We start from the raw sequence: 13,026 nt of genomic DNA, 5'->3' as shown, positions 1-13,026 counted from the left end.
TCCCCACCCTTCCCTTCCGAATGAAATGTCATGACCGAACAAACCCTGACGGAGCCGATCGACCAGCGGCAAGACCAGCGACAAGAGTTATCCCGCGGCTTTTCGCGCTACCAGGCGATCCTCGTTGCGCTGCTGGCGCTGGTCCAGTTCACGATCATCATCGACTTCATGATCATGTCGCCGCTCGGCGCCATCATCATGCCGGCGCTCGATATTTCCGCCGCCCAGTTCGGGGTGGCGGTCTCGGCCTACGCATTCAGCGCGGGAGTTTCCGGCATCCTGGCGGCCGGCTTTGCCGATCGGTTCGATCGCAAATGGCTGCTGTTGTTTTTCTATGTCGGCTTCACCCTCGGAACGGCGCTTTGCGCGATCGCTCCCAACTATCATGTGCTGCTGTTCGGGCGGATCGTCACCGGCCTGTTCGGCGGTGTGATCGGCTCCGTCGTGCTCGCCATCGTCACCGATCTCTTTGCGCTGCAATTGCGCGGCCGCGTGATGGGCTTCGTGCAAACCGCCTTCGCGGCAAGCCAGGTGCTCGGCATCCCGGCCGGTCTTTTTCTCTCCAACCATTGGAACTGGCACGTCGCGTTCGGCGCGCTGGTCGGCCTGTCGGTGATCGGGATGGCCGCCGTGCTGTTCCTGATGAAACCGGTGAACGGCCATCTCGCGCTGAAGCAGGATCAAAACCCGTTCCAGCACCTGATCGCAACGGTCGCGCAGCCACGCTATTGGATGGCGTTCGCGGTGACGACGCTACTGGCGACCGGCGGCTACATGCTGATGCCGTTCGGCAGCGCCTACACGGTGCACAATCTCGGCATCGACATCGTTCATCTGCCGACGATCTATCTCGTCTCCGGCCTGTTCAGCATCGTCATCGGACCGCTGGTGGGACGCGCCAGCGATGCCTTCGGCAAATATCCCACCTTTGTCTTCGGCAGCGCCATGTCCATCGTCATGGTGCTGATCTACACGCATCTCGGTCAGGTGAGCCTGACGGTCGCGATCCTGGTCAACGTCCTGATGTTCGTCGGCATCTTTTCACGAATGATCCCATCGCAGGCGTTGATTTCCGCAATCCCCGAGCCGACACAGCGCGGCTCCTTCAGCGCGGTCGGCGCCTCGCTGCAACAACTCTCCGGCGGGCTCGGCTCCGTGCTCGCCGCCGCGCTCATCGCCCAGGACGCCGACGGCACGCTCCGGCATTTCGACCGGCTGGGATACGTCGTCGTGACCACGGCGGTGATTTCGCTGATCCTGATGTATTTTGTGCAGAGGCCGATCGCGGCCCAGGCCGGCAAACGCGTTGTCTAGGCAGATCGCGCGTGACGAGGGTTAGTTGGCGCGACGCAATCGAGGGGCGGCTTGCCTTCGCCTCTCCCCGCGTGCGGGGAGAGGCCGGAATTCGCGCTGAAAGCGGGAATTCCGGGTGAGGGGGACGCTCCGCGAGTCCGACTGTCACCGTCCCCGTGGAGACTCCCCTCACCCCGACCCTCTCCCCGTAAGAACGGGGCGAGGGAGCACACCTGCGTCGCGGTGGCAGCTCAAGCTATCTCGTCATCCCCTACCGCTTGTTCCAATCAATGACGCGGCTCGCGTCGCCGTCGAACTCGTTGCTGCAGAATGCGCCGCCCTGGTAGTGGTCGCCGACCGGGTCCGCCTTGAGCTTCGCCTGCTCCGCCATCGCGTGCTCGCGGAAATCCTCGGCGCGTCCCGTCGGGCGGTAGCCGAACTCGTAAGCGCGGTGGTTGTCCCACCAGGCGCGCTCGTTGAGCGAGGCGCCGTAGAACACCTCGAAATGGATGTCGGGATGTTCGAGCCCGATGCGGCAGAGCTGCACGAGGTCGTCGGGCTTCAGCCAGATCGAGAGCCGGCGCTGGTCGAGCGGCATGTCGCCGAAATTGCCGATGCGCAGGCACGTCACCTTCAGGCCGTGCTTGTCGGCGTAGAGCGCACCGACGGCCTCGCCGAACACCTTGCTGACGCCATAACGGCCGTCGGGGCGCGGGGTGACGTCGGTCCCGATCTTGTGGTGGCGGGGATAAAAGCCGAYGGCGTGGTTGGACGAGGCGAACACCACGCGCTTGACGCCCTTGCGGTAGGCGGCCTCGAACAGATTGTAGCCGCCGATGATGTTGGCCTGGAGGATTTGGTCCCAGGTGCCTTCGACCGAATAGCCGCCGAAATGGATGATGCCGTCGACGCCCTCGCAGATCGTCTCGCACTGCGCGAGATCGGCGAGATCCGCCGCCTTGAATTTTTCGTTCGCGCCGAGATCGGCGGGAGGCTTGATGTCGGAGAGCAGGAGATCCGGATAGATCGGCGGCAGCAGTTTTCGCAGGCTCGTGCCGATTCCGCCCGAAGCTCCCGTCATCAAAATACGCGGCATGTCTTCCCTCGCCTGTGGTGACCGATTTGCGGCCGTAGATAACTGATGCTAGCAGACTTGGACAGAGGGAACGCAACAACGAGAATTGCACATGAACGATGCATCGTCCCACACCCAAGGATCGCCGCAAGGCTGGCGGCCGGCGACCTATTACCCCGATCCGGCGATAAAAGCACTGGACCCCCGCTTCGAAAAATACTGGCTAAAACTTTCGGCGGTGGAGCGGCTGGCGACCGGCCTGCGCTGGGCCGAGGGTCCGGTCTGGTTCGGCGACGGACGCTATCTCCTGTGCAGCGATATCCCGAACCAGCGCATCATCAAATGGGAGGAAGAGACCGGTGCGGTCTCGGTCTTCCGCAAGCCTTCCAACTTTGCCAACGGCAATACCCGGGATCGCCAGGGCCGTCTCGTCACCTGCGAGCATGGCGGGCGACGCGTGACCCGCACCGAGTATGACGGCAGCATCACGGTGCTGATGGATTCGTTCGGCGGCAAGAAGCTCAACTCGCCCAACGACGTTGTCGTAAAATCCGACGGCGCGATCTGGTTCACCGATCCGACCTTCGGCCTGCTCGGCAATTACGAGGGCTACAAGGCCGAGCCCGAGATCAACCCGAACGTCTACCGGCTCGATCCTTCGACCGGCAAGGCGACCATCGTTGCCGAGGGCGTGCTCGGGCCGAACGGACTGTGCTTCTCGCCTGATGAGAAGATTTTGTACGTCGTGGAATCGCGTGGGCAACCGAACCGAAAAATCCTCGCCTATGACGTCTCGGCGGACGGCACCACGATTTCGAACAAGCGCGTTTTCATCGACGCGGGTCCGGGCACGCCGGACGGCATGCGCTGCGACATCGACGGCAATCTCTGGTGCGGCTGGGGCATGGGCGATCCCGAGCTCGACGGCGTGGTCGTGTTCGCGCCCGACGGCGTCATGATCGGCCGCATCGCGCTGCCCGAACGCTGCGCCAATCTCTGCTTCGGCGGCGTCCAGCGCAACCGGCTGTTCATGGCGGCGAGCCAGTCGATCTACGCGCTGTATGTCAACACGCAAGGTGCGTTGGGCGGATAGGCGCTGCTTCCCGTAGCCCGGATGGAGCGAAGCGCAATCCGGGAAACTGTCCCCCGCATTACGCTTCGCTCCATGCGGGCTAGGATTCTTTCCCGATGTGAGCACAGTCTCGTAGGGTGGACAAAGCGAAGCGTGCCCACCATTTCCGGTTCGTCGCGCAGTGGTGGGCACGTCGCGCGAAGAGCGCTCCTTTGCCCACCCTACAGGATCCCTCCTCCGTCATTGCGAGCGAAGCGAAGCAATCCAGAGTCTTTCCGCGGAGATAGTCTGGATTGCTTCGTCGCAAGAGCTCCTCGCAATGACGACGGACAAACGAAAAACGCCGGAGCGGCTTCCCGCTCCGGCGTCATCATTGTTCAGGCGATAAGCCTTACGCCGCGTTGAAGCCCGCAACCGCCTTCACTTCGAGGAAATCCTCGAGGCCGTACTTGCCCCACTCGCGGCCGTTGCCGGACTGCTTGTAGCCGCCGAACGGCGCGGTGCGGTCGTTGGGCACGCCTTGCAGGTTGACGTTGCCGGCGCGGATCTGGCGGCCGACGCGCTTGGCGTCCTCGACCGAAGCGCCCGAGACATAGCCCGCGAGGCCGTAGGGCGTGTCGTTGGCGATGTGCACGGCCTCGGCTTCATCCTTGGCGCCGAGGATGGTCAGCACCGGTCCGAAGATCTCCTCGCGCGCGATCGTCATGTCAGGAGTGACATCGGCGAAGATGGTCGGACGGACATAGAAGCCCTTGTTGACGCCCTCGGGCAGGCCCGGGCCGCCGGCGACGAGGGTAGCGCCCTCGTCGATGCCCTTCTTGATCAGCGCCTGGATCTTGTCCCACTGGCCGCGGTTGACCACGGGGCCGATGCTGGTGCCTTCGGCGCGGGGATCACCGGCCTTGGTCTTGTCGGCGACAGCCTTCGCGATCGCGGCGACTTCCTTCATCTTCGACAGCGGCACGATCATGCGCGAGGGCGCGTTGCAGGACTGGCCGGAGTTGTTGAACATGTGCATCACGCCGCCGGTCACCGCCTTCGTGAGGTCGGCGCCTTCGAGGATGACGTTCGGCGACTTGCCGCCGAGCTCCTGGCTGACGCGCTTCACGGTCGGCGCAGCGCGCTTGGCAACGTCGATGCCGGCGCGGGTCGAGCCGGTGAACGAGATCATGTCGATATCGGGATGCTCGCTCATGGCGGCACCGACCTCGGGGCCGAGACCGTTGACGAGGTTGAACACGCCCTTCGGCACGCCGGCTTCGTGGAGGATTTCCGCGAAGATCAGCGCCGAGGTCGGCGTAAACTCCGACGGCTTCAGGATCATGGTGCAGCCGGCGGCGAGCGCGGGCGCAACCTTGYAGGCGATCTGGTTGAGCGGCCAGTTCCAGGGGGTGATCATGCCGACCACGCCGACCGGCTCACGCAGCACCATGGCGGTGCCGACCGGTTCCTCGAAATGATAGTTCTTGAGCACGTCGAGCGTGGTCATGAGATGGCCGAGGCCGGCGCCGGCCTGGAGTTTTTCGGCCATCGGCAGCGGCGCGCCCATTTCGTCCGAGACGGCGGCGCCGATCTCCTTGAGGCGGCCCTTGTAGACCTCGATGACTTTCGTGAGCAGCGCCACGCGCTCGTCGCGGCTGGTCTGGGAGAACGTTGCAAAGGCGCGCTTGGCGGCGGCGACCGCCTTGTCGACATCGGCCTTGGAGCCCAGCGCAACCTCGTACATCGCCTCTTCCGTCGCCGGATTGACCACGGCGGTGGACTTCTTGACGGCGGGATCGACCCAGGCGCCGTCGATGTAGAATTGCATGCGATTGACCATCGTTAACCTCTTCTTGGGGGCTTGGAGGGGGCGTTTCGGCAGGCATCCTTGCACGAAAGCGCCGGCAATTGAACCCGCCATATGCGGGGCCAGCGTTGCGGCGGACGGAGGTTATATGAGCGGATGGCGGGAACGTGGCAAGGTGGCTCCGCCGTCATTCCGGGGCGCGCATCAGCGCGAACCCGGAATCTCGAGATTCCGGGTTCGATGCTTCGCATCGCCCCGGAATGACAGCACGGTTACCTCGACTAGACCGCCATCTTCCGATGCAGCACCGGCGCGCCGGTGGTGAGGCTTTCGGCCGCATCGATGATGGCGTTGGCGTCCAGGCCGTAGTGGCGGTAGAGGTCGGTGATGGTGCCGGTCTGGCCGAACTGCTCGACACCGAGCGCCTCGACGCGATGGCCGCGGACGCTGCCGAGCCAGCCGAGCGCTGCCGGATGGCCGTCGATCACGGTCACGATGCCGCAGTCGCGCGGCAGCGGCGCCAGCAGCTTCTCGATGTGGCTGAGGTGCTGCACGCCGCGCCTGTCACGCCGCAATTTCCGTGCGGTGGTCCATCCCGCATGCAGGCGGTCGGCCGATGTGATCGCGAGCAGGCCGATGTCGCGCCGGCTCTCGCCGATGAAGCCGGTCGCCTCGATCGCTTCGGGCGCCACCGCGCCGGTATAGGCGATCACGAGTTCGGCATTGGGGCCCGGCTTGCGCAGCCAATAGGCGCCGTCGGTGATGCCCTGCTGAAGCTCCGGCGTCATGATCCGCTGCGCCTGCTCGATGCTGCGCGTCGAGAGCCGCAGGTACACGGAACCGCCCTCGCCCGGATCGCGCTGCATGTGGCTGAACCCCCAGCCCATGATCACGGCGAGCTCGTCGACGAAAGCCGGCTCGAACGAGGCGAGCCCGTCCTGCGCCATGCCGATCAGCGGCGTCGCGATCGACTGATGCGCGCCGCCCTCGGGCGCGAGCGTAATGCCGGACGGCGTCGCCGCCACCATGAAGCGCGCGTCCTGGTAGCAGGCGTAGTTCAGTGCATCGAGACCGCGCTCGATGAAGGGATCGTAGAGTGTACCGACCGGCAAGAGCCGCTCGCCGTTGATCTGGTGCGAGAGGCCAAGCGCCGAGAGCATGATGAACAGGTTCATCTCGGCGATGCCGAGCTCGAGATGCTGGCCCTTCGGCGAGGCGTCCCAGTTGAACGTGGAGGGAATTTTCTCGCTGCGGAATAAGTCCGCCTTTTCGGCGCTTGCGAACAGGCCGCGCCGGTTCACCCAGGGACCGAGATTGGTCGAGACGGTCACGTCCGGCGACGTCGTCACGATGCGTTTTGCCAGCTCGCTGTCAGCGCGCGCGATTTCGTTCAGGACGAGGCCAAAGCCCTGCTGCGTCGACATCTGCGGCGACGGCTTGAAGGCGAGTTGCTGGGGCACCTCGACCACGGGCGCGGTCAGCCGGCGGCCGTCCTGGTTGAACGGCACGCGCGCGAGGAAGGCATCGAGCTCGGCGGCATCCTGCGCCAGGCCCTCGTACTTGTCCCATTCGTGGCCCGGGCGGATGTTCTGGCTCTCGCGATATTTCTCCATCTGCGCGACCGTCATCAGGCCGGCATGGTTGTCCTTGTGGCCCTGGAACGGCAGGCCGACGCCCTTGATGGTGTAGGCGATGAAGCAGACCGGACGGTCGTGGTCGATGGATTCGAAGGCCTCCAGCATGCTCGCCATGTCGTGGCCGCCGAGATTCGACATCAGCGCCAGCAGCTCCTCGTCGCTGCGCTTGTCGATCAGCTTGGTGATCGGGCCCTGGTCGCCGATCTCGTCGTGCAGATGCTTGCGGAAGGCCGCGCCGCCCTGGAAGCACAGCGCCGCGTAGAGCGCGTTCGGGCAATTGTCGATCCAGCGCTTCAGCGCCTCGCCGCCGGGCTCGGCAAAAGCCTCGCGCATCAGGCGGCCATATTTCACGATCACCACGTCCCAGCCGAAATTGYGGAACATGGTCTCGAACTTTTCCCAGAGCCCTTCGCGCACGACGGCGTCGAGCGACTGGCGGTTATAGTCGACCACCCACCAGGTGTTGCGCAGGCCGTGCTTCCAGCCCTCCGCGAGCGCCTCGAAGATGTTGCCCTCGTCCATCTCGGCATCGCCGACGAGCGCGATCATCCGCCCTTCGCGGCGATCCTTCATCCAGCCATGCGCCTTGACGTAGTCCTGCACCAGCGAGGCGAACAGCGTCTGCGCGACGCCGAGGCCGACCGAGCCGGTCGAGAAATCGACGTCGTCGATATCCTTGGTGCGCGAGGGATAGGACTGCGCGCCCTTGAAGCCGCGGAAATTCTCCAGCTTCTCGCGCGTCTGCCGGCCGAACAGATACTGGATGGCGTGGAACACCGGGCTCGCATGCGGCTTCACCGCGACGCGATCCTCAGGTTTCAACACGTGGAAATACAGCGCCGACATGATGGTGGCGAGCGAGGCGGATGAGGCCTGATGGCCGCCGACCTTGAGGCCGTCCGCGTTCGAGCGGACATGGTTGGCGTGATGGATGGTCCAGGACGACAGCCACAGCGCCTTGCGGGACAGTGCGGTCAGGGTGTCGAGACGAGCGGAATCAACGGGCATGGCGATGCTCCGAAAAACAAGGCCCGATCATACCCCTGCGGACGGCACCAAACTTCTCAATTTTTCGCGCCATACCCGCCGATATTGGGATATTTTACCAATGCATACCCCCGAAATATAGGTTTCATCCCAATGCCCGCGCTCGACGCCATCGATCGAAAAATCCTCAGCTACCTCCAGACCGACAGCCGTCTGACCATGCAGGAGCTTGCCGACAAGGTCGGCCTCTCGGTCTCGCCCTGCCACCGCCGGGTCAAGCTGCTCGAAGAGCGCGGCGTCATCTCGCGCTACATCGCCACCGTCGACCAGAAGGCGCTAGGCCTGCATGTCAGCGTGTTCATCTCGATCAAGCTGGCACGGCAGAAGGAGGAGGACCTCAACCGCTTCGCGCGCGCGATCTCGAAATGGGACGAGGTGCTGGAATGCTATCTGATGACCGGCAATCGCGACTACCTCCTGCGCGTGGTGGCAGCCGACCTCGCCTCCTACGAGAGCTTCCTGAAGACCAAGCTGACCCGGCTCGACGGCATCGCCTCGATCGAATCGAGCTTCGCGCTCAGCCAGGTGAAGTATTCGATTGCGCTGCCGGTGTGACTGCCCCACCAGGCCATTTCGGGGCCGGTGTCACATGGGCGCAATAAACCCCGCCGATGGTCACGGGCGACAGGCCCCCTGCCGAAAGAAGGACCCATGACCGCATCCGACCGCACCCCTGAAATGGCCAAACGCGAGCGCATCATCCGGGAAATGACCGACGATCTCGACGAGGAGCTGGAGATGGAGCTCGACGACAGCAGGCTCGACGAACTGCTGGACGAGACCGACGCGCTCCGCCCGACGGTGGATCGCAGGCTCTATTTCAGGGAACTGCTGCGGCTCCAGGGCGAGCTGGTGAAGCTCCAGGACTGGGTCCAGAGCGAAAAGAAGAAGGTCGTCGTGCTGTTCGAGGGCCGCGATTCCGCCGGCAAGGGCGGCGTCATCAAGCGCATCACCCAGCGCCTCAATCCCCGCATCTGCCGGGTCGCAGCCCTCCCCGCCCCGAGCGAGCGCGAGCGCACGCAGTGGTATTTCCAGCGCTACGTGTCCCACCTGCCGGCCGGCGGCGAGATCGTGCTGTTCGACCGCAGCTGGTACAACCGCGCCGGCGTCGAGCGCGTCATGGGCTTCTGCACCGACGAGCAGTACCAGGAGTTCTTCAAGACCGTGCCGGAATTCGAGCGGATGCTGATCCGTTCCGGCATCACTCTCGTCAAATACTGGTTCTCGATCACCGACGACGAGCAGCAGTTCCGCTTCAGCATGCGCATCAGGGATCCGCTGAAGCAGTGGAAGCTGAGCCCGATGGACGTCGAGGCCCGCAGCCGCTGGGAGGCGTACACCAAGGCCAAGGAGACGATGCTGGAGCACACGCACCTTCCGGACTCGCCGTGGTGGATCGTCGATGCCGTGGACAAGAAGCGCGCGCGCCTCAACTGCATCGCGCATCTGCTCAGCCAGATGCCGTATCAGGAGGTCGCCCGAGTGCCCGTGGTGCTGCCGCCGCGCGTCCGCAACCCCGACTATCACCGCGGGCCGATTCCGCCGGACATGTACGTGCCGTCGAAGTATTGACGAAGGTCTCGTAGGGTGGGTTAGCCGGCGGACTGCGCTTCGCGCAGCCGCGGGCTAACCCACCCTACGAAGAAATCACCGCCATGGCTGCACGATGATCTTGGTGTGCACCTCGGGATTGGCGAGGTCGGCAAAGGCCTTTGCGACGCCGTCGAGGCCCACTTCCGCCGTCACCATCGCCGCTGCATCCACCTGCCCTTCCGCGATCAGGCGCAGCGAATACGCGAACTCCTCGGGCGTGTAGCCGAGCACATATTGAACGTTGAGCTCCTTCATGATGCCGAGCATCGGCTCGGTCCTGTCGGTCTCCATGCAGACGCCGACCACGACGACGCGGGCATCGCGCGGCGCGCCCTCGAACACCTGCTGCAACAGGCCCGGCACGCCGACGCATTCGAAGATCAGCGCGGGCCTCAGGGCAGGCCACATCGCCTGCAACGGCGGCCGCGCCGCCCTCTCCGCCTCCGACATCTGGGCGTGCTCGGCCCAGTTCGCGTAGGGCTGCGACACCTTTGGATCGACGACGACGTCAGCGCCCAGCTGCGCTGCGAGCGCGCGCCGCGCCGGCGAATAGTCTGCGGCGACGATCGGATGCAGGCCCCTGATCTTCAGCGCCGCGATCACCGCGAGCCCGACCGGCCCGCAGCCGATGACGAGCGGCACCTCGCCGCCGCGAATGTTGGCCTTGGCCACGGCGTGAACGCCGACGGCAAGCGGCTCGGTGAGCGCGGCATGTTCCGGCGCAAGGCCATTGGGCACTTCCAGCAGCAGCGGCTCGCTCAGCAGCATCGCTTCGGCGTAGCCGCCGAGATTGTCGTTGGAATAGCCGATACCCTCGATGCCCTGCGGCGTGACGAGCGCCGGCAGCGAGCAGACGCGCGTGCCACGCTTCAGCTTGCGTTCGGTGCCCGGGCCGTAGTCGACGATCTCGCAGCAGAATTCATGGCCGAACACGACATCGCGCGACAGATCCATCGGCTTGCGCCCGACCTTCCTCRCCATCTCCACCATGCGATGGGCGTGCTGGCGTGCGTGCAGATCGGAACCGCAGATGCCGCAGGCGAGCGTCTTGACCAGCACCTGACCGGGGCCCGGCTTCGGCTGCTCCATCCGGTCGACGACAATCTCACCGTTCCTGAAAATCGCGGCGCGCATCCGGCTCCTCCCTTGTTGTTGGAACCGATGATAGCACGAAGCGGCGTGCGCGATATTGCGTCAGGCGTTCGGCGAACGCTCTTCGAGCACCAGGAGCTGGGCGCGGCGCACGCGCTCGCGATGGGCGATGTAGAGACCGCTGGCGACGATGAAGGCCGCGCCGATGATGGTCCAGACGTCGGGCAGCTCGCCGAAGACGAAGAAGCCCAGAATGCTGACCCATAGCAATTGCGTATAGGAGAACGGCGCCAGCACCGAGGCATCGCCATAGCGATAGGCAAGCACGACGATCCACTGGCCCGCGGTGGAGGCGACGCCGATGAAGATGCCGAGCGCGATCGCGCTCCAGGACGGCGTGACCCAGACGAACGGCACCATCACCGTCAGGATCGCAAGTCCGGTCAGCGAGGAATRGGCCATGGTGGTGACGACGGCTTCGCGGCCGCTCATCATGCGGGTCAGGATCAGCGTGCCGGCCCAGCAGGCCGCCGAGATCACCGGGAAGAACGCGGCTGGATGAAATGCGCTGGTGCCCGGGCGCRGGATGATCAGGACACCAATCAGACCGAGTGCGGTGGCGAACCAGCGGCGGATGCCGACCTTCTCGCCGAGGAAGAGGATCGAGGCCGCGGTCACAAATAGCGGCGCGACGAAGCCGGTGGCAGAAGCCTCGGCGATCGGCAGGAAACCGAGGCCTGTGATGAAGAACAACGAGGAGCCGAGCAGAGCTGCGCCCCGCATCACCTGCGTGCCGAGCCGCTCGGTGCGCATCGCATAGAGCGGCGAGGCCGGCAGCATCACCGGCGTGAACAACAGCGAGAAGACGAGGAAGCGGATCCAGGTGATCTCGATCGACGGCAGGCTCGTCGACAGATATTTCGCGGTGATGTCGGAGCAACCGAGAAACACCGTCGACAACAGCACGAGCGCGATGCCCTTGAAGGGATGATCGACACGCGCAGGCGCGCGGCGCGTCTCCTGCTTCTTCTCCGGCATGGGCATGGAGATACTGTCGAGCCTTGCGGCTACGGCGGGCGGCGGTGTCACGGCTGGAACTCTGGAAAATAGCGAATCGGGATCGGTCGTAAAAAACGACAAATGCGCCGCGTTCACAACTTCCGAAAACAGGATGCCGATATGCGCTGAGCTCCGCGCGCATCAATGCTCCGTTAACATTGGGCGTTGCTGCACTACAGCATGGGCAGGCCGCGCGGCCTGGGACCGCGTGGAAACGCCGCATCCAGCGCCGCAATCTCGTCTTTCGTCAGCACGAGATCGCCGGCCGCGGCGTTCTCGCCGGCGTGTTCCGCGGACGACGCCTTCGGAATCGCGAACACCGTAGTTGCACGGGTGAGAAAGCCCAGCGCGACCTGACGCGGCGTCGCGCGATGCGCCTCTGCGATGCGCGCCAGCACGGCGCCGCCCTTGCTGCGCGCGTCCGGAAAATCGTCATGGCCGAACGGCGAATAGGCGACCACGGCGACGCCGTGCCGCTCGCACCAGGGGATCACCGCATGCTCGATCGCGCGCTCCTTGAGATGATAGAGCACCTGATTGCAGGCGATCTTGCCCTCGCCGGCAACGTCGAGAATCTCGTCGAGGTCGTCGGCGTCGAAATTGGAGACGCCCCAGGATTTGATCTTCCCCGCCTTCACCAGCTCCTCGAATGCGGCAACCGTGTCCTCCAGCGGATAGGAGCCGCGCCAATGCAGCAGATAGCAGTCGAGACGATCGGTCTTCAGCCGCTTCAGCGAGCGCTCGCAGGCCGCGATGGTGCCGCGGCGCGACGCATTGCTCGGCAGCACTTTCGAGACCAGGAACACCTCGTCGCGCCGGCCCGCAATCGCATCCGCAATGACGAGCTCGGCATCGCCGTACATCTCGGCGGTGTCGACATGAGTCATGCCGAGATCTAGCCCGCGCTGAAGCGCCGCGATGGCGCGCTTGCGATCGCCATGGTCGAGATACCAGGTGCCCTGCCCGATAACGGAGACGTTGGCGCCGGTCTTGCCGAAGGGATTTGATTTCATTTTCTTCTCCGCTGTCCATTCTCCCTCTCCCCGTTGTTACGGGGAGAGGGTTGGGGTGAGGGGCATGCTTCCGCGAATTCGCTGACAGACGGGCTCGCGGAGACTCCCCCTCACCCGCCGCGCTACGCGCGCCGGCCTCTCCCCGCAAGCGGGGAGAGGCGAAGAGCTACAATTCGCCGATATCCGCGACCAGCACGCTCCCCGTCGCCGACTCCGTAATATAGAGCCGATCCTTGCTCGCGCCACCGATCGCGACATTGGTGCAATTCGGCCCCGCACAGGACTTGATCCGCGCGATCAATTCGCCGTTCGGCGCGAACACGAAGACGTGGCCGAGCGAGGCATGGCCGACGAAC

General features: G+C 64.6%; 11 protein-coding genes. 4 read left to right on the top strand and 7 right to left on the bottom strand.

Going from position 1 to position 13,026, the window contains the following annotated elements; genetic code table 11:
* The first annotated feature begins 30 nt into the window (after nt 1-30).
* Nucleotides 31-1,314, top strand: a complete 1,284-nt coding sequence (locus tag ACXJL8_RS17610; protein WP_456685310.1) for an MFS transporter — start codon at nt 31-33, stop codon at nt 1,312-1,314.
* 250 nt (nt 1,315-1,564) lie between these two features.
* Here the strand turns inward: ACXJL8_RS17610 and ACXJL8_RS17605 are convergent, their stop codons facing one another.
* Entirely contained in the window at nt 1,565-2,389 is an 825-nt protein-coding gene (locus ACXJL8_RS17605; protein WP_456685309.1) for an NAD-dependent epimerase/dehydratase family protein, read from the bottom strand.
* A 91-nt stretch (nt 2,390-2,480) separates the two neighbouring features.
* On the opposite strand from ACXJL8_RS17605, the gene ACXJL8_RS17600 reads away from it, so the two are divergent.
* Nucleotides 2,481-3,461, top strand: coding sequence for an SMP-30/gluconolactonase/LRE family protein (locus tag ACXJL8_RS17600; RefSeq protein WP_456621433.1), 981 nt, complete (start codon nt 2,481-2,483; stop codon nt 3,459-3,461).
* Between the two features lie 370 nt (nt 3,462-3,831).
* Here the strand turns inward: ACXJL8_RS17600 and ACXJL8_RS17595 are convergent, their stop codons facing one another.
* Both ACXJL8_RS17595 and ACXJL8_RS17590 read right to left on the bottom strand, forming a co-directional pair.
* A complete protein-coding gene (locus tag ACXJL8_RS17595) occupies nt 3,832-5,262 on the bottom strand; it encodes an aldehyde dehydrogenase family protein (protein ID WP_456685308.1) in 1,431 nt (476 codons plus the stop codon).
* 248 nt (nt 5,263-5,510) lie between these two features.
* Nucleotides 5,511-7,874, bottom strand: coding sequence for a transketolase (locus tag ACXJL8_RS17590; protein WP_456685307.1), 2,364 nt, complete (start codon nt 7,872-7,874; stop codon nt 5,511-5,513).
* Between the two features lie 132 nt (nt 7,875-8,006).
* Between ACXJL8_RS17590 and ACXJL8_RS17585 the strand changes: the two genes are divergently transcribed.
* Nucleotides 8,007-8,468, top strand: coding sequence for an Lrp/AsnC family transcriptional regulator (locus tag ACXJL8_RS17585; RefSeq protein ID WP_456621430.1), 462 nt, complete (start codon nt 8,007-8,009; stop codon nt 8,466-8,468).
* A gap of 96 nt (nt 8,469-8,564) precedes the next feature.
* Nucleotides 8,565-9,485: a polyphosphate kinase 2 gene (gene ppk2, locus ACXJL8_RS17580; protein WP_456621429.1), complete on the top strand. Its 921-nt coding sequence runs from the start codon at nt 8,565-8,567 to the stop codon at nt 9,483-9,485.
* A gap of 75 nt (nt 9,486-9,560) precedes the next feature.
* Here ppk2 and ACXJL8_RS17575 read toward each other — a convergent pair whose 3' ends face one another.
* The 4 genes from ACXJL8_RS17575 to ACXJL8_RS17560 form a co-directional block, all read right to left on the bottom strand.
* Nucleotides 9,561-10,640 carry a zinc-binding dehydrogenase gene (locus ACXJL8_RS17575; protein ID WP_456685306.1) on the bottom strand — a complete coding sequence of 360 codons (1,080 nt, stop codon included), beginning with the start codon at nt 10,638-10,640 and terminating at the stop codon, nt 9,561-9,563.
* Nucleotides 10,641-10,700: 60 nt separating this feature from the next.
* Entirely contained in the window at nt 10,701-11,642 is a 942-nt protein-coding gene (locus tag ACXJL8_RS17570) for a DMT family transporter (protein WP_456685305.1), read from the bottom strand.
* Nucleotides 11,643-11,830: 188 nt separating this feature from the next.
* Nucleotides 11,831-12,670 carry an aldo/keto reductase gene (locus ACXJL8_RS17565; RefSeq protein ID WP_456621426.1) on the bottom strand — a complete coding sequence of 280 codons (840 nt, stop codon included), beginning with the start codon at nt 12,668-12,670 and terminating at the stop codon, nt 11,831-11,833.
* Between the two features lie 166 nt (nt 12,671-12,836).
* Nucleotides 12,837-13,026 (bottom strand): SMP-30/gluconolactonase/LRE family protein (locus tag ACXJL8_RS17560; RefSeq protein ID WP_456685304.1); only part of this gene is annotated, 190 nt, incomplete at its 5' end.

This window comes from Bradyrhizobium sp. P5_C11_2, assembly GCF_054049755.1.
The sequence above is the reverse complement of the archived record's forward strand: the minus strand, read 5'-3'. Positions and strand labels throughout refer to the sequence as shown.

Bases quoted from the DNA above. Each gene is read 5' to 3' on its own strand.
- ACXJL8_RS17565 (WP_456621426.1), bottom strand. From the start codon at position 12,670: ATGAAATCAAATCCCTTCGGCAAGACCGGCGCCAACGTCTCCGTTATC.
- ACXJL8_RS17600 (WP_456621433.1), top strand. From the start codon at position 2,481: ATGAACGATGCATCGTCCCACACCCAAGGATCGCCGCAAGGCTGGCGG.
- ACXJL8_RS17610 (WP_456685310.1), top strand. From the start codon at position 31: ATGACCGAACAAACCCTGACGGAGCCGATCGACCAGCGGCAAGACCAG.
- ACXJL8_RS17585 (WP_456621430.1), top strand. From the start codon at position 8,007: ATGCCCGCGCTCGACGCCATCGATCGAAAAATCCTCAGCTACCTCCAG.
- ppk2 (WP_456621429.1), top strand. From the start codon at position 8,565: ATGACCGCATCCGACCGCACCCCTGAAATGGCCAAACGCGAGCGCATC.